The following is a 15,352-nucleotide window of genomic DNA, read 5'->3' as shown; positions in this document are numbered from 1 at the left end:
CGGTGCAAAACGGCGCGACCCAAGAAAAAACGGCGGCCCGAAGGCCGCCGTTTTGGCGTGAGCTGATGCTCTATCAGGCGCGGCGACGGCGCACCAGGCCCAGGCCCAGCAGCGAACCGGCGACGAGTGCCAGGCTGGCCGGCTCGGGCAGCTGACGCACTTGTTCCTTGGTGCCGATCGTGAAGCTGTCGAAGGCGAAGATGTCGCCGGAGCCGACGGTCGACAGGAAGCGAATCCGGTCGAATTCTTCAGAGGCGTTGGAGGCGATCAGGCCGAAGTACAGGACGCTGCCGTCAGCGACGTTCTGCGCTGCGGTGGTGACGACTTGCGAGCCGACCACGACGCCGCCCTTGGAGAGTTCCAGCGTCAGGGTGCCGCCGAAGTCGCCCAGGTCAATGCCGTAGAAGCCGAAGGCTGCCAGGGAATTGGTGAAGTCGACTTGGAAGGGGCTGCCGCCGCCGGCAGACACTTCCCAGTAGCGGGTGCCACCGGGGACAGAGTAGCGGCCAGCGCCGTTGGTGTTGCCGGCGGTGTTGGTGGCGACAGAGCCAGCGCCGTTCAGCGTGGCGGTGCCGGCAGCGCCGAAGTCCAGGGCCAGCGGCGCGCCGCCAGCACGGGTTTCGAAGTTTTCCGTGCCAACGCCGACGAGGTTGCTCTTGAAGCTGGTTTCAGCAGCCATCGAGTTCGTGGGAGCGACTTGTGCGCTGGCATTGCCGTTGTTGTCGACGCCGGTGAAGACGAGGTAGGCGTTGGCGCTGCCAGCGGCCATCAGGCCTGCGGCAAGTGCCACGGAGGTAAGGAACTTGGTCATCGAGAACTCCCTTGAGGGTTGCTGAAGATGCGGAAAAAACCGCCAGACAACCTCCTTTAGCACCACCCGTGCCAAGTTACCTAAGTCATTGTTGGTACACACTAATTCCTATTCACGGGTGTGTCCGAATGAAATGACTGTCAATGTTTTCGACATAGATATTCTAGGGGGGTGGGAATAAATGATGACCTTGCGCGGGCCAGCATACGGCCACGTGGAGCAGCGCGCGCGGGAGCGCGGCGACGACAATCCCGGCATGCCTGCCATCGACCTCCCACTGCGCGGCGAGTTCATCGAACTCGACAAATTGCTCAAAGCCACCGGCCTGGCCGACAGCGGCGGCCAGGCGCGCGCGCTGATCACGGCCGGTGAGGTCAGGGTGGACGGCCAAGTCGAGTTGCGCAAGACGGCCAAGATGCGCGCCGGCCAGCTCGTTGAGTTTGGCGGCCAGCAGGTCAGGGTGATCCAGGGGCCGAGCGGCGATTGACTCGGCCGGCATGACGGTGAGGCGTTCATCGTGCGAGCGGCCGACAACGTTGCCTGCGGGTTCGCCTCGCCCCCTGAACAAATGCCCTCAGGGATTGCCCGGCGTTGACCGTCAATCCCAAAAACGAAACACTGTTCCAACTGCTCGCTGAGCCGAAACCGCTGACCGGATACCGCCGGGTGGCCGGGGTTTCGTCAGCCGACGCAGTGCGAGGCGCCTGCTGTGCCCGCTCCCCTGTTTGACGCCCAAGCGAGCCGGTGCCGCGAGGGCCGAAGCGCCATCTCGGCCTGCCGCCGATCCCCCGTCCCCTGCCATTGCTGAAGCGCTGCGCGCCTGACCCCTGACGGGTCGGTGCCAGGCGGGCCTGCGCCTGCTTCCTTGCGAACGCTCGAGCCCAGGGGGCGGCATGCCCAACAAAGACAAAGCGCGCGCTGTACGAGCGCGCCAGGAGACATGCCATGACCCCAGTCCACCGAATCAGGGGGCTAGTGCCCCCCGTGAGCGGCAAAACGGCCGCAATCGAGGCGAAACGCGGAGCCAGGTTGGACACCTGGCGAGCAGTTTCAACGACGAGTGCGGCCGTTTTGCCGCTCACCCTTCGGGCCGAGCCGGGAAAGGGGGCAGGGCGGTGTTGCGGCTCTAGCCCAGGCTCCCAGCCTGTGCTGCAAGCCGCGCCTACCCCAGCCCCCTTTCTCGACTCGGCGGGGGGCGCTAGTCCCCTGATTCGGTGGACTCGGCCCAAGCTGGGCCTGCTGGCCTCGTCCATCTCGCTTGGCCTGTTGGCCTGCGGGGGCGGCCAGGAGAACCCCGCGAGCATCGCCTCGCCGCAGTCGAGCGAGCAGGCCTCGGCTAGCCGCCTTGATGCACCGGCAGCCAGCAACGAGACGGCAACCGCCAAGGCCCTGGCGGTGCGTGACCCGCGCCCGGTACCGCCGCCGCCCGCGCCGGTCATCGACGCCGTCAACCTGACCGACACGACCGCGCCGCTGCTCTTCGACGTCGGCACGCGCAGCTACGCGGCGCCGGTCACCATCAGCGGCCTGCACAACCCGAGCAACTATCGCGCGGCGCCCAAGCTGCCGGCCTGGCAGTTCGCCACCGTCGACCCGACCGGCGGCCAGCTGACCTTCGAGCGCGAGACGGCACCCGACACCGGCTGGCACAACCAGTCGCGCAAGGGCAGGGTGCTGGTCACTGGGGGCTCCTCGGCCGCGGCCAACCGCATCTACACGGTCTTCAACAAGGAGCAGTTGCTGGCCGCGCTGCGCGAGGCGAAGAACCAGCCCAAGATCATCCGCGTCGTCGGCCATATCGACTTCCGCTGGCGCGATGGCAACACGGTGTTCGAGGAGTACACGGGCTTCCTGGACCAGAAGAACGGCGGCTCCTTCTCCATCCCGTCCAACACGACGCTGGTGGGCATCAACGACAGCAACGGCCGCCCGGCGCGCATCACCGGCACCCAGCTGCTGATCGGCATCGAGGCCGCACTGGCGCCCGGCGGCGACCCCGAGGCCGATTTCAAGACCTGGGTCGCGGCGGGCAAGGACCCGGAGGCCTACCCGACCTGGACGCGCAACATCATCCTGCGCAACCTGGCCATCGACACGCCCTGGGACGTCAACCCCGAGGACAGCGACAACGCCTACATGGACGGCCTGACTGTCACGCGCGGCCAGCAGATCTGGCTCGACCACGTGACCATCAGCGATGGCGACACGCCCGATTCGCTGGCCAGCGACACGCGCCACGACGGCGCGCTGGACGTGGTGCGTGGCAGCGACTACGTGACCATTTCCAACAGCGTCTTCAGCAAGCACCACAAGAACAGCCTGATCGGCAACGGCGACTCCGGCCGCGCCTGGAGCGACGCCGGCCGCCTGCACGTGACGCTGACCGGCAACTGGTGGAACTACGCCTACAGCCGCCTGCCGCTGGTGCGCTTCGGCCAGCTGCACATGTACAACAACCTCGTCACCGGCAGCACGACGACGAGCGACAACGACATGAAGTTCGGCTCGGGCCTGGACGCGCGCTACCAGTCCGACGTCATCAACGAGAACAACTTCTACGAGTTCACCGGCCTCAAGCCCAAGGAGGTCTGCGGCAAGCTGGCCGGCGGCAAGGACGCGATCTCGATGCGCAGCAGCGGTCATCGCTTCATCAGCGACAAGGACGACCTGGGCAAGCCGATGACCGCCGTTGTCGACATCGAGCTACAGGGCTGCGAGGGCGTGCCGGTGGCGCAAAACTGGGTGCCGCCGTATGCCTACACGCTGCGCACGGCCGACGCCGCGCGCGGTGCCGTGCAGGCGGCGGCCGGTGCCGGTCGCGTGGGCCTGTTCGCCGCACAGGGCCCCGTGCCCGCGCCGCTGCCCGGTTCGCCGGCGCCCAGCCCATCCCCGACGCCCAGCCCGACGCCCAGCCCCGCACCCAGCCCATCGCCCACGCCGGCGCCAGCCCCGACACCCGCGCCCAGTCCGTCGCCCAATCCGCCGCCCTTGATTCCAGGCACGGCCTGCACCGTGACCCTGCCTTGCAGCACGGGCAGCGGCGAGCAGGCCATGAGCCCGCTGGTCACCGCCATCGTGCCCGCTGCCGCCTATGTGCAGGCCACCGGCACCTACACGCTGTCCGGCGCCGGCGCCATCAACACCGGCAGCCCCTACACCTTCAACTTCAAGTACACGGCGCTGACGGGGGACTTCACCTTCACGGCCCGCGTCGTGACGCAGGGCGGCAACGCCGACTCGGCGCGTGCCGGTGTCGTCGCGGCGGATGGCATCACGGGCAGCCCGGTCTATGCCTGGACGGCGCGCTACTCGACGACCGGCGAGATCCGCGCCGCCATCAACGGCAACAACAAGTCCAACCTGGCTGGCTTTGCAGCGTCCACGCCGCCCGTCTGGGTGCGCGTGCAGCGGCGCGGCAATGCGCTGTATTCCGCCGCGTCCACCGACGGCGTGACCTGGGCCGAGAAGACCAACGTCAACGTGACGGCCGCCAGCCTCTACGTCGGCCTGGCCCTCTCATCGGGCAGCAACAGCGCGGTCGTCACGGCCGATTTCGACAACGTCAGCATCGTCGGCGGCGGCCGCTGAAAAAAGGAGACCACAACATGCGATTCCGACTTCAACCCCTGGCCGCGCTGCTGCTCGGCCTCGCCGTGGGCGCGGCCCAGGCCGGTGCGACGAACGAGGTGGCCTATGCCTCGCTCGGCGGTGCCGCCGTCACCTTCTCCGAGCTGACCGATGGCGCTGCCATCGATGGCCTGCTGAGCAGTGGCGGCATGCAGTTCGGCGAGCGTTTCGCGGGCCAGGAGCTGGCCGTGGCCAAGGCGCCGCGGCCGGGCGCAGTGGCGCAGGACTGGTTCGACGACCTCAGCATCGGCGCGCCCAGCGTGGGCCTGACGCTGCTGGCCGGCGCAGCCGGCGCCAACCTCGGCGCCTACAACTATGGTGACGCCGACGGCCTGGCCCTGTTCGGCGTCGGCCCGCAGGCCGGCGCGGCCGACGGCTTCGGCGCGATCTCGGCCCGCTTCGCCTCGCCCGTGTCGGCCCTGGGCTTGCAGCTGCGCGATGCCGACGGCGGCGCGATCACGCTGAGCCTGTACCGCACCGACGGCAGCCTCATCCAGGCCGTTGATCTGAGCGGCCGCAGCGATGGCCGCTATGCCTTCGCACGCACGGGCGGGGCGGCCGACATCGCCGGCTTCTCGCTGACCAACCGCGACAGCTACTACGGCGTGTCGCTCGACAACCTCGTGCTCGCCGCCGCACCCGTTCCCGAGCCGGGCTCGGCCCTGCTGGTCCTGGGCGGCTTGCTGACCCTGGCCGTCGGACGCCGGCGCGCCCGCTGATTCCAACCACGACAACACAACGGAGACCATCCATGAACAAGCCCCTGACCCTGATCGCCCTGGCCGCCGCTTCCATCGGCACCGTCCAGGCTGCGAGCACTTCGCTGACCAACACCCAATTCGCCTTCACCGGCGTGAACGGCAACACGACGGTCGGCGGCTGGTCCTTCGTCAGCTTCGTCGACATCGCCGCGGGCACGACGATCTACTTCACCGACACCAACGTGCTGCAGACGACGCCGGCCGCCGGCGTGTTCTCGACGACGGCAGAGACCTTCTGGTCCTGGACGGCCAGCGCCAAGGTGAATGCAGGTACGTCGGTGGCGCTGCTGGGCACGGGCGTCAACGGCCAGTACGCGGCCAAGTCCGGCGCGGCCGGCGGCACTGCCAACGGCGTGGTCGTCAACCTGAACGGCGGCGCGTCAAACATCTCCAGCGGCGGCGACATCCTCTACGCCTTCCAGGCCGCGTCCTATGCGACGAACTACCAGGCCTCGGCCATCACCTTCCTGGGCGCACTTTCCAACCGCGGCACCTACACCTCGTCCGACAATCCCACTGCCGCGACCGGCCTTTCCGGCATCCAACTGCGCGAGTACAAGGTCGACGCCGCGACGGCGACGCGCTACACGCAGTTCACGGCGCAGGTCACGACCAACGACGCGCCTTTCAGCTCGATGGCGCAACTGAAGTCAGCCCTGGCCGTGAACGCCAACTGGACGACCGTCGCCGGGTCCAACTCGACGCCCATCGTCGCCGACGTGCTGGCCGTCACGGCCGTGCCCGAACCCGAGAGCTACGCGTTGATGCTGGCTGGCCTGGCCGTCATGGGTGGCGTGGCGCGCCGGCGCCTGCGGGGCTGATCAGCGGTAGCGTGCGAGCACCCGCTCCACGCTGCCGTCGCTGACGAGGCGGTCCAGCACCGAGGCCAGCTCGGCGAAGGGCACACCCGAGCGTGGCGAGAAGGCGCAGCGCGCGTCGAACTGATTGATGACCCAGGCGATGCGCACCGGCGCGTTCGGCTGCTCGCGCAGGAAGAACTGCAGCGAGGTTTTCTCCACGAGCGCATACCGCACCTTGCCCGCGGCCAGCCGCCGCAGGTTGGCCGCCATGCTGGGCACGTCGCTGCGCCTGAACCATTTGCCCAGCGCCTGCTCTGCCCGCGGATAGCTGTAGCCCTGCACCGTGCCCAGGGGCTGGCCGGCGACCTGCTCCAGCGTCTTGAGCGCCGGGGCGTCGGCATGGGCTGCGACGAGGCTGGCATCGGGAATGAGGCCGCGCGTCCAGCGGAAGTCGCCCTGCAGCCATTCCGGCAGCACGAAGCAGACGGCGTCGGCCTCGCCGGCCAGCAGGGCGGCGCTGACGCGCTTGCCCGCCATCGGCACAAAACTGACCGGGCGGTCCAGGCCGGCGGCGATCAGCTCGCCGAGGTCCTTGACCATGCCGCCGACCAGGCGCTCGTTGGCGTCGAACTCTGCGATGGGCAGGGCGTTGTTGGTGGCCGCAACGAATCGCAGCGGGGGTGGTGAAGGCAGCGGCTGCCCCGTCGCCGTGCCCGCGAGCACGGTGGCCAGCAGCAGCGCCGCCAGCCGCCTCACGGTCTGAGCAGCTCCAGCAGCCGCTCCAGGCCGCCTGTGTTGATGGCGATGCGCGCCTGTTCGCGCACCTTGGGCTTGGCGTGATAGGCCACCGACAGGCCCGCCGCGCCCATCATGGGCAGGTCGTTGGCGCCGTCGCCGACGGCTATTGATTGGTCGGGCCGGCAGCCAACTGACTCGCAGCTCTGCAGCAGCATCAGGCGCTTTTGCTCGCCGTCGCAGATGTCGCCCCAGTCCTGCATGACGACGCGGCCGGTGAGGGCGCCATCGACGATCTCCAGCTCGTTGCTGCGCACGAAGTCCATGCCCAGCTCGGCTGCGACGAAGCGGGTGAAGAAGGTGAAGCCGCCGGAGACGAGCACGAGCTTGAGCCCGGCCGCCTTCAACGCCGCGCACAGCTCGCGCGCACCGGGGTTGAACGTCAGCCGCTCGGCCAGCACGCGGTCCAGCACGGTCGCCGGCACGCCCGCGAGCAGGGCCAGGCGGCGGCGCAGGCTGTCCTTGAAGTCGGTGATCTCGCCCCGCATCGCCGCTTCGGTGATGGCGGCGACTTCGGAGCCCTTGCCGGCCAGTGCGGCGATCTCGTCGATGCACTCGATGCTGATCAGCGTCGAATCCATGTCGAAGGCGGCAAGCTTGAAATGGGACAGCGGCGGCAGCGCGGGGCCGTCGCGCAGGACGAGGCCGTCAGAAGCGGGGGAGGTCACGGAGTCAGGATAGGGCAGGCCATCAATGGGCCGCATTATCCCGATGCGCTCATGCGCGGCGCCGGGCAAGCAAAAGCGCGAGACCGCCCAACAGCAGCGCGGCGCTGGCCGGCTCGGGCACGGGCGCCGTCTGCAGGTCGAGCTGGAAGAAGGCCTGGCTCGCCAGTGGCAGGCCGCGCATGTCGACCTGCACGCTGTGAGCGGTGAAGCTCAGCCGTGACGCGTCCAGGCCGGCGATGCCATTGCTCGTCAGCTGTACGCCGGTGATGGCGGTGCCACTGCCGAACAGGCTTTCGAAGCGGAAGTGGTTGACGGCAATGTTGTCGAAGCCGCTGCCCGGGCCGGTGTAGTCATAGCGGACGCTGCTGTCGCCGAAATCCAGGGTCTGGGTCGGCGACGTCAGCACCTGGCAGACCTGGGCGGCGCCCGGGCAGCTCAGCTCGGTGCCGGCGCCGACAAGGACGCTGTCCTGGGTGTGAAAGACGGTTGTGCCGTTGTCGAAGTCATAGCGCAGGTCCACCGTCGTGCCCTCCAGGCCGGCGGCGCTGGCCAGGGTGGGCAGCAGGACTGCAGCAACAAAAGCCAGCTTCTTCATCGCGATGCTCCGGTCGGCAGGGTGGCGCAGTCTAGGCAGGGACGCGGGCGCAGGCAGCCCCTAGCTTGAGACGGTGCAGAGACGCTGGTCGCGCAGAGTCCGCCACGTCCTCAAGCCGTGGAGTTCGCTCATGTCTCGCCTCGCCTCTGTTTCTGTCGCCGGCCTCGCGCTGGCGCTCGCCACGCATGCCGCCGCCTCGGGCCTGAGCCTGCAGGTCGGTGACTTCCATGCCGCCGACTGGAGCCTGATCCAGATCACCGACGATGGTCCGGCAGACGCCAACATGGTCATCGACGCCAACCTGGGCAACCCGGGCTCGCATTGGGTGATCAGCTATGTCACGCCGAGCAGCCCCGGCCTGTCCAGCTCGATGAACCGGCTGGGCGCCTTCTATACGGCGCTGGCCTACGACCCGGCGCAGTTGGGCGCGCTGCAGAAGCTGGAATTCAGCGCCGACATCCGCGGGCTGTCCAGCAGCTTTGCCTTCGACACGCTTGGCAGCATCCGGCCGGCCCTGATGCAAAACGGCGTGACCTACACCGTCATCGGCAGCGACCTCGTGACTGGCAAGGCAATGATCAAGCCCGACTACCTGTCGCAGCAGTGGTCCTTCGTGGCCGCGGCGGCCGACTGGGTGCCACCGGTGGCCGGGTCCGCGCAGCGCCCCGACTTCAGCGCGGGCGCCCTGCCGATCTACGTGGGCTTCCGCTACACGCTTGGCACCAGTTGCAACAGCGTCAACGGCTGCACCGGCGGCAGCGCCTTCCTCAGCCTGGACAACTTCTCCGCCACGCTGACGCCGGTGCCCGAACCCTCGGCATGGCTGATGTTGGCGGCCGGCATCGGCTTGCTGGTATTGCGCCGCCGCCGCGCTTGACCGCGGGAAGCGCCACGGCACACTGCGCGCCATGCTCAAGCTGCTGGGAGCGCCGGCCTGGCAGGCCGATGCCGCTGAAAGTCTGCCTCTGCCCGCCACACTGCCGGGCTGCCTGCTGATCCATCTGGCCTGCCTGGGCCACTGGGTGGAGCGTGGCCAGCTTGCGGCGCTGTTCTGGCCGGATGCCGAGCGCGAACAGGCCCGGCACCATCTGCGCATCAACTTGCACCGGCTGCGCCAGCTGCTGGCCGGGTTCGGCCAGGCCGATGCCTTGGTGGCCGAGCGGCAGCGCGTCTGTCTCCAGCTGCCGCACGACCTGGCCTTGCTGGAGATGGCCTGCGCCGAGGCCGACGGCGCCGAGCTGCTGGCCCGTCCGGCCATGGCCTGGCTGCAGGGTTTCAGGTTTGCCGGCTTCGACGAGTTCTGGCGCTGGGCCGACGACCATGGCGCGCTGCTGCAACGCCGCTGGGACGAAGCCGCTCGGCGCGCTTTGCAACGCGCCGGCACCGCAGCCTGGCAGGCGCCGCTGCGTGTGCTGCTGGAGCGGGGCGGGGCGCCGCCGACCGAAACCGATCAGGCGCTGTGCGGCCGCGCTGAATGGCTGGGCCAGATCCGCCGCGAGGCCGCGCCGGCGCTGGTGCTGCTGGGCGAGGCCGGCGTGGGCAAGACCAGCGTGCTGAAGGCGGCCTTCCCCGGCGCCCCCGTGCTGCAAGGCCGCGAGGGGCTGGCGGAGATGCCTTACCGGCCCGTCGTCGAACTGCTGCTGCCGCGCCTGGACACGTTGCGGGCGCTGCTGCGCCAGCCCGAGCGCGGCCTGGCCGCCTACCGGTTGGACCTGGCGCGGCTGCTGCCCGAGCTGGCCATCGACGAGCCCTTGCCGCCGCTGGACGCCTTGAGTGCCCGTGCCCGGCTGCTGGAGGGCCTGGCGCGCGTGCTGGAGGCGCTGGGGCCGCTGTTGCTGGTCGATGACCTGCAATGGGTGGACGCGGCCAGCCTGGAGCTGCTGGCCCTGCTGAGCCACCGCGGCCGGCTGCGCTGGCGCGGCGCCGCGCGGAGCGAGGAACTGCCGGCCGAGCACCGCGACTGGCTGGCCCGGCAGCAGGACGTTCGTTGCCTGGCGCTGCCGGGGCTGGCGCTGGAGGCTGTGCAGCAGCTGCTGAACCGCGCTGGCCAGAGCGCCGCCGACGCTCCCGCGCTGCTCGCGGCCAGCCACGGCAATGCCTTTGTGCTGGGTGAGCTGCTGCGGGCCCGGGCCGACGGCGCGCCCGTGTCCCCGCGCGTGCACGAGTTGCTGCTGCGGCGCTGGCAGGCCCTGAGCCCGGCAGCGCATGGCCTTGTCGGCGCAGCCGCCGTGCTGGCCCGGCCGCTGCCGTTGGCGGTGCTGGGCAGCGTGGCCGCGGTGCCCGATGCCGAATTGCTGCCCGCGGCCCGGTCGGCACTGCAGGCCGCGCTGCTGCGCGAAGAGCCCGACGGCGCCCTGCAATGCCGGCATGACCTGGTGCGCGAAGCGGTTCTCGTGGTGCTGCCGGCCTTCGAGGCGCAGGCGCTGCGACAACGGGCCGCATTGGCGCTGGGCGCGCGCGCGGAAGGCGCCGCCGAGCCCTTGGCCGTGGCCGCGCTGTGGCAGGGCGCCGGTGAGGCGCAGACGGCGCTGGCCTGGCTGCACCGCGGCGCGGCCCAGCAGAAGCTGCGCGGCCGCTACGACGAGGCCCAGGCGCTGTGGCAGCGCGTTGCCGCCGAGTCGCGCGAGCCGGCGCTGGCGCTGCAAGCCCGGCTCAGTCTGGCCGAATGTGCGCTGCTGCATGACCTGCCTGCCGGTCGCCAAGCGCTGCAGCAGGTGCTGGAGCTGGCCGGCGCCGTGGCCGACCCGGCGCAGCGCGAGCAGATCCAGGGGCAGGCGTTGGCCGGCCTGGTGGACAACGCCGTGTTCTCGGGCGACCTGGCGCATGCCGCCACGCTGGCCGAGCGCCTGCGGCCGCTGTTGCCGCGGCTGCCGCTGGCCGAGCGCTGCAATGCCTGTGAGGTGTTGATCGAGCTGGCCATGCGCGAGCCCGACATCCCGGCCGCCTGGGCGCTGCTGGGCCAGCTGCGCCAACTCGCACCGGCGCGGCCCTCGCTGCTGAGCTACGAAGGCCAGATCCACTGGTTCGGTGGCCAGGTGCGGGCCGCGCGCGATGCCTTCGAGCTGCTGCTGGAGCGCCATCCCGACTACTGTCGGGGCCTGACCATCGAGAGCGACCTGGGCGTGATGCTGCAGGCGCTGGGCGAGCTGGATCGCGCCGAACAGATGGCGCGGCGCAGCCTGCTGAGCTGGCAGGGCGTGGCGCATACCGAGACCTTGTCGCTGCTGATGCTGGGCCTCACGCTGACCAGCGCCGGCCGCTACGGCGAGGCGCGCGGCGTGCTGGACCGCGCGCTGGAGCTGGGCCGCTCGCAAGGTTCGGCCCTGTTCGAGGCCGAGGCGCTGACGCGGCGCGCGCGGTTGTACTGGCAGAGCGGCTGCCTCGATCTTGCTGAAGCCGACTTGGGCTTGGCCGAGCCCTTGCTGGCGAGCAGCCGCGACCCGCTGCGCGTGTCACACCTCGCCTGGCTGCGCGGCCTGCTGCGCGAGGCCCGCGGCCTGCCGCACGACCCCACTCTGGCCGAACGCTTGCGTGCGCTGCTGCCACGCAGCCAGCATCCGCTTGTGCATATCCGCCTGGCACGGCTGGAACTGCTGGCCGGCGATGCGGCTGCTGCCGCCCGCCAGGTGGCCGTCGCACGCGACGCCGGCCTGCTGGAGCCGCTGGCCGAGGGGCTGCTGCTGCAGGCCGAGGGGTTGCCGGCGCGCGACGCGCGGCCCTTGCTGCTGGAGGCGGTGGAGCTGGCGCAGCGCCAGGGCTTCGCCGAGCTGCTGAGCCGCGCCGATGCGGCGCTGCGCGGGCTGGCGCCGGTTCAAGGACGCTAGGGCTATTCGGTCTTGATTGGCTGGCCCAGCAGTCGCAGCACCTCGCGCACGGCCTGGGCGCGGTCCTGCGGGCTGGAGAGCTGCTTCTCGACACGCAGCTTCTCGTTACCCACCAGCTTGATGTTGCGGTTCTTCTGCACCAGCTCGATGACGCGCATCGGGTCGATGGGTGGGTTGGGGCGGAAGTTGATGTTGATCAGCGCCGGCGCCGCGTCGATCTTGCTGACGCCATAGGGCTTGGCCAGCACGCGCAATCGGTGGGTGTCGAAGAGGGTCTGGCCCTGCGTGGGCAGCTTGCCGAAGCGGTCGGTGATTTCCTCCAGCATGGCGTCGATCTGCTCGTTCTTCTCGGCCGTGGCCAGGCGCTTGTAGAGCGACAGCCGCACCTGCACGTCGCCGCAGTAGGCATCGGGCAGCAGGGCCGGGGCGTGCAGGTTGATCTCGGTGGTGGCGGCAAACGGCGACAGCAGGTCGGGCTCGCGGCCGGCCTTGAGGGACCGCACGGCTTCGCTGAGCATGTCGTTGTAGAGCTGGAAGCCCACCTCCATCATGTTGCCGCTCTGATGCTCGCCCAGCATCTCGCCGGCGCCGCGGATTTCAAGGTCGTGCATGGCGAGGTAGAAGCCCGAGCCCAGTTCCTCCATGGCCTGGATGGCGTCCAGCCGCTGCAGGGCTTGCTTGGTCAGGCCCTGCATGTCCGGCACCATCAGGTAGGCATAGGCCTGGTGGTGGGACCGCCCGACGCGGCCGCGCAGCTGGTGCAGCTGGGCCAGGCCGAACTTGTCGGCACGGGCAATGATGATGGTGTTGGCGCTCGGCACGTCGATGCCGGTCTCGATGATGGTCGAGCAGAGCAACAGGTTGTGCTTGCCGGCCACGAACTCGCGCATGACGCGCTCCAGCTCGCGCTCGGGCATCTGGCCGTGGGCGATGACGATGCGCGCCTCGGGCACCAGCTCTTCGAGCTTCTGGCGCCGGTTCTCGATGGTCTCGACCTCGTTGTGCAGGAAATAGACCTGGCCGCCGCGCTTCAACTCGCGCAGCACCGCCTCGCGGATGGTGCCGCTGCTTTCGGCGCGCACAAAGGTCTTGATGGCCAGGCGGCGCTGCGGCGCGGTGGCAATGACGCTGAGGTCGCGCAGGCCTTCCAAGGCCATGCCGAGCGTGCGAGGAATCGGCGTGGCCGTCAGCGTCAGCACGTCGACCTCGGCGCGCATGGCCTTCATCGCCTCCTTGTGGCGCACGCCGAAGCGGTGTTCCTCGTCGATGACGAGCAGGCCGAGGCGGTTGAACTTGACCTCGGCGGACAGCAGCTTGTGCGTGCCGACGACGATGTCCAGCGTCCCGTCGGCGATGCCCTCCATGGCGGCCTTGATCTCCTTGGCCGAGCGGAAGCGGCTCATCTCCGCCACCTTGACCGGCCAGGCGCCAAAGCGGTCGACGATGTTCTGGTAATGCTGCTCGGCCAGCAGCGTGGTGGGCGCCAGGATGGCGACCTGCTTGCCGCCCATCACCGCGACGAAGGCCGCGCGCAGCGCCACCTCGGTCTTGCCAAAGCCCACGTCGCCGCAGACCAGGCGGTCCATGGGCTTGGGGCTGATCATGTCCTGGATGACGGCGTGGATGGCGGCGCGCTGGTCGGGCGTTTCCTCGAAGCCGAAGGACGCGGCGAAGGCTTCGTAGTCGTGGCCCGAGTAGCGGAAGGCGTGGCCCTCGCGAGCAGCGCGGCGGGCGTAGAGGTTGAGCAGCTCGGCGGCGGTGTCGCGCACCTGCTCGGCGGCCTTGCGCTTGGCCTTCTCCCATTGGCCCGAGCCCAGCTTGTGCAGCGGCGCTTCCTCGGCGCTCACGCCGGTGTAGCGGCCGATCAGGTGCAGCTGGGCCACCGGCACATACAGCGTCGCCTTGTCGGCGTACTCCAGGTGCAGGAACTCCGAACTGCCGTCGCCCACGTCGATGTTGACCAGGCCCTGGTAGCGGCCGATGCCGTGGTTGATGTGCACGACCGGGTCGCCCACCTTCAGCTCGGAAAGGTCCTTGATCAGCGCATTGACGTCGCTGACCTGCTCCTGCTTGCGCCGCCGCCGGGTCGTCGGCATCGTCGCGAACAGTTCCGTCTCAGTGAAAAGCTGAACGGGTTGCTGCGCGTCGTTCCAAAAGAATCCCGTCGCCAGCGGCGCGGCGGTTATTGCGTATTTCTCGTCGCCGGCCAGGAACTCGGCCAGGTCCTTGACCGACGGCGGTTCGATCTTGCTGTCGCGCAGCTGCTCCAGCAGGCTCTCGCGGCGGCCTTCGCTCTCGGCCAGCAGCAGCACGCGGTGCGGCGTCGCCTTCAGGTGGGCGGCCAGGCGGGCCAGCGGTTCCTGCACGCCGCGCTCGACGCTGATGTCGGGCAGAGGCCGGGCGAAGTCCACCGGCTCGCCGCCGCGCACCGACAGCACCGCGTGCGGCTTGGTCAGGCCGAAGAAGTCCTCGGCCGTCAGGAAGATCTCTTGCGGCGGCAGCAGCGGCCGCTCGGGGTCGTGCTGCAGGAAACGGTGGCGCTCCTTGGTGTCGGTCCAGAAGCGCTGGATGGCTTCATCCACCTCGCCGTGCAGGGCCAGGCCGGCCTCGCCACCGAGGTAGTCGAAGACCGTGGCCGTCTGGTCGAAGAACAGTGGCAGGTAGTACTCGATGCCACCTGAGGCGATCCCCTCGCCGACGTCGCGGTAGATGCGCGCCTTGCTCGGGTCGCCGTCCATCTTCTCGCGCCAGCGTTCGCGGAACTTCTTGCGCGCCACCTCGTCCATCGGGAACTCGCGGCCGGGCAGCAGGCGCACTTCGGGCACGGGGTAGAGGCTGCGCTGGCTGTCGGGGTCGAAGGTGCGGATGGAATCGACCTCATCGCCGAACAGATCGACGCGATAGGGCACGGCAGAGCCCATGGGGAACAAGTCGATGAGGCCGCCGCGCACGGCGTACTCGCCCGGCTGCACGACCTGGCTGACGTGGGTGTAGCCGGCCAGCGTGAGCTGGGAGCGCAGCGAGGCCTCGTCCAGGCGCTGCTTCTGCTTGAAGTTGAAGGTGGTGCCGGCCAGGAAGCTGGGCGGCGCGAGGCGCGTCAGCGCGGTCGACGCGGGCATCAGCACCACGTCGATGCTTTTCGTTTTTTTGCTTTGCAGCAGCTCCCACAGCGTGGCCAGGCGCTCGGAGATCAGGTCCTGGTGGGGGCTGAAGCTGTCGTAGGGCAGGGTTTCCCAGTCGGGGAAGACGGCCACCTTGAGCTCGGGCGCGAAGAATTTCAGCTCGTCTTCCAGGCGCTGCGTGTCGCCCGGCTCGGCCGTGAAGATGGCGGCCATGCGACCGGCATCCCGCTGCTGCTGCACGAAGCGCGCGAGCAGCAGGGCGTCGGCCGAGCCGACGGGGCGGGGGTGGGTGAACTTCTTGCCCGGCGCAATGGCAGGCAGCGATGGCAGCGTCATGGAGCTCTACAAA

11 protein-coding genes are annotated in these 15,352 nt (G+C 69.4%); 6 read left to right on the top strand and 5 right to left on the bottom strand.

Annotated features, from left to right (window positions below; genetic code table 11):
• Positions 1-73: 73 nt before the first annotated feature.
• Positions 74-811: a PEP-CTERM sorting domain-containing protein gene (locus AC1DW0_RS20035; protein WP_457349785.1), complete on the bottom strand. Its 738-nt coding sequence runs from the start codon at positions 809-811 to the stop codon at positions 74-76.
• Between the two features lie 256 nt (positions 812-1,067).
• On the opposite strand from AC1DW0_RS20035, the gene AC1DW0_RS20030 reads away from it, so the two are divergent.
• The 4 genes from AC1DW0_RS20030 (at position 1,068) to AC1DW0_RS20015 (ending at position 6,020) form a co-directional block, all read left to right on the top strand.
• Positions 1,068-1,298, top strand: coding sequence for an RNA-binding S4 domain-containing protein (locus AC1DW0_RS20030; RefSeq protein WP_477947573.1), 231 nt, complete (start codon positions 1,068-1,070; stop codon positions 1,296-1,298).
• A 779-nt stretch (positions 1,299-2,077) separates the two neighbouring features.
• On the top strand, positions 2,078-4,399 hold the full coding sequence (locus AC1DW0_RS20025) for a pectate lyase family protein (protein WP_477947571.1): 2,322 nt from the start codon (positions 2,078-2,080) through the stop codon (positions 4,397-4,399).
• 17 nt (positions 4,400-4,416) lie between these two features.
• The gene (locus AC1DW0_RS20020; RefSeq protein WP_457392443.1) at positions 4,417-5,157 is read left to right on the top strand and encodes a PEP-CTERM sorting domain-containing protein; all 741 of its coding nucleotides are present in this window, start codon (positions 4,417-4,419) and stop codon (positions 5,155-5,157) included.
• Between the two features lie 32 nt (positions 5,158-5,189).
• Positions 5,190-6,020 (top strand): PEP-CTERM sorting domain-containing protein, encoded by an 831-nt coding sequence (locus AC1DW0_RS20015; RefSeq protein ID WP_457392440.1) that lies wholly within the window; start codon positions 5,190-5,192, stop codon positions 6,018-6,020.
• Here AC1DW0_RS20015 and AC1DW0_RS20010 read toward each other — a convergent pair whose 3' ends face one another.
• Genes AC1DW0_RS20010 through AC1DW0_RS20000 form a run of 3 tightly spaced genes read right to left on the bottom strand, consistent with a single transcriptional unit; the run spans position 6,021 to position 8,057 of the window.
• Entirely contained in the window at positions 6,021-6,755 is a 735-nt protein-coding gene (locus AC1DW0_RS20010) for a substrate-binding periplasmic protein (RefSeq protein ID WP_477947568.1), read from the bottom strand.
• Positions 6,752-7,498 carry a phosphoserine phosphatase SerB gene (gene serB, locus AC1DW0_RS20005; protein ID WP_056197976.1) on the bottom strand — a complete coding sequence of 249 codons (747 nt, stop codon included), beginning with the start codon at positions 7,496-7,498 and terminating at the stop codon, positions 6,752-6,754. The genes AC1DW0_RS20010 and serB overlap by 4 nt, the downstream gene beginning before the upstream one ends.
• Before the next feature lie 13 nt (positions 7,499-7,511).
• Positions 7,512-8,057: a PEP-CTERM sorting domain-containing protein gene (locus AC1DW0_RS20000; RefSeq protein ID WP_056197974.1), complete on the bottom strand. Its 546-nt coding sequence runs from the start codon at positions 8,055-8,057 to the stop codon at positions 7,512-7,514.
• 130 nt (positions 8,058-8,187) lie between these two features.
• Here AC1DW0_RS20000 and AC1DW0_RS19995 point away from each other — a divergent pair, with 130 nt between their 5' ends.
• Together AC1DW0_RS19995 and AC1DW0_RS19990 are read left to right on the top strand one after the other, a co-directional pair.
• The gene (locus tag AC1DW0_RS19995; RefSeq protein WP_457323681.1) at positions 8,188-8,934 is read left to right on the top strand and encodes a PEP-CTERM sorting domain-containing protein; all 747 of its coding nucleotides are present in this window, start codon (positions 8,188-8,190) and stop codon (positions 8,932-8,934) included.
• Positions 8,935-8,965: 31 nt separating this feature from the next.
• Positions 8,966-11,881, top strand: a complete 2,916-nt coding sequence (locus AC1DW0_RS19990; RefSeq protein WP_457443277.1) for an AAA family ATPase — start codon at positions 8,966-8,968, stop codon at positions 11,879-11,881.
• Positions 11,882-11,883: 2 nt separating this feature from the next.
• Here the strand turns inward: AC1DW0_RS19990 and mfd are convergent, their stop codons facing one another.
• The gene (gene mfd / locus AC1DW0_RS19985) at positions 11,884-15,339 is read right to left on the bottom strand and encodes a transcription-repair coupling factor (protein ID WP_477947565.1); all 3,456 of its coding nucleotides are present in this window, start codon (positions 15,337-15,339) and stop codon (positions 11,884-11,886) included.
• Positions 15,340-15,352 lie beyond the last annotated feature (13 nt).

The organism is Roseateles sp. P4_D2 (assembly GCF_056401875.1).
The sequence above is the reverse complement of the archived record's forward strand: the minus strand, read 5'-3'. Positions and strand labels throughout refer to the sequence as shown.

Excerpts from the sequence above, each read along its gene's own strand:
- AC1DW0_RS20030 (WP_477947573.1), top strand. The coding sequence starts at position 1,068 with ATGCCTGCCATCGACCTCCCACTGCGCGGCGAGTTCATCGAACTCGAC.
- serB (WP_056197976.1), bottom strand. The coding sequence starts at position 7,498 with ATGCGGCCCATTGATGGCCTGCCCTATCCTGACTCCGTGACCTCCCCC.
- AC1DW0_RS19995 (WP_457323681.1), top strand. The coding sequence starts at position 8,188 with ATGTCTCGCCTCGCCTCTGTTTCTGTCGCCGGCCTCGCGCTGGCGCTC.
- AC1DW0_RS20000 (WP_056197974.1), bottom strand. The coding sequence starts at position 8,057 with ATGAAGAAGCTGGCTTTTGTTGCTGCAGTCCTGCTGCCCACCCTGGCC.
- AC1DW0_RS20015 (WP_457392440.1), top strand. The coding sequence starts at position 5,190 with ATGAACAAGCCCCTGACCCTGATCGCCCTGGCCGCCGCTTCCATCGGC.
- mfd (WP_477947565.1), bottom strand. The coding sequence starts at position 15,339 with ATGACGCTGCCATCGCTGCCTGCCATTGCGCCGGGCAAGAAGTTCACC.
- AC1DW0_RS19990 (WP_457443277.1), top strand. The coding sequence starts at position 8,966 with ATGCTCAAGCTGCTGGGAGCGCCGGCCTGGCAGGCCGATGCCGCTGAA.
- AC1DW0_RS20035 (WP_457349785.1), bottom strand. The coding sequence starts at position 811 with ATGACCAAGTTCCTTACCTCCGTGGCACTTGCCGCAGGCCTGATGGCC.
- AC1DW0_RS20020 (WP_457392443.1), top strand. The coding sequence starts at position 4,417 with ATGCGATTCCGACTTCAACCCCTGGCCGCGCTGCTGCTCGGCCTCGCC.